Source organism: Dellaglioa sp. CoH-57-MRSF-19 (genome assembly GCF_056781975.1).
Genome location: NZ_JBXAXW010000106.1, coordinates 1 through 515 on the forward strand (window position 1 = coordinate 1; position 515 = coordinate 515).

Genomic DNA, 515 nt, shown 5'->3' on the forward strand with positions numbered 1-515 from the left:
GGGTCTTTGTTCGGATTGTCACGTAGGATGAACGCATCCATGATTCCTTCGATCGGAATCTTGTACTGGAGTTCCAGAAGCACTGCGTACGCCTCGATTTGCTCGACGTACACAATGCCCGGGTCCTTGGCTTTTTTGGGGGCCGCTGCGATGCCCGTCGTTTTGAAGTCGAGGATGTAAAACTTCCCGTCGTCACCACGGTACACCGCATCGATGTGGCCGCTGATGCCCTTGTAGTTGATGCTCAGCTCATGGTACACGGTCGGAAAACCACAACACTCGTATTTGTACGAAAGCTCGTGCATTGTGCCACACTCTTTGCACTCGTAGTGCGCAAGGAACTTTCCACTCAAGCACAGTGCCTGCTGCATCACTTCGTGGACGACGGTTCCGACTCGTGTGTAGAAGCAGCCTCCGAAGTCGAGCGTTCGCACGGTTCCGTGCATCGCGTTCTGGATGAAGAAATCTACCGGACAAAATGGGAGTTGCGACGGGCGAAGGAACAGGACACGTGT

Annotated in this window: 2 protein-coding genes; one reads left to right on the plus strand and one right to left on the minus strand. The window is 54.0% G+C overall.

Features of this window, described 5'->3' with window-relative positions; translation table 11 throughout:
- Window positions 1-305 (minus strand): PD-(D/E)XK nuclease family protein (locus AC1RO3_RS08480; RefSeq protein ID WP_481764001.1); only part of this gene is annotated, 305 nt, incomplete at its 3' end.
- Window positions 306-329: 24 nt separating this feature from the next.
- On the opposite strand from AC1RO3_RS08480, the gene AC1RO3_RS08485 reads away from it, so the two are divergent.
- Window positions 330-515, plus strand: a 186-nt coding sequence (locus AC1RO3_RS08485) for a hypothetical protein (RefSeq protein ID WP_481764002.1), incomplete at its 3' end; no start/stop codon positions are given.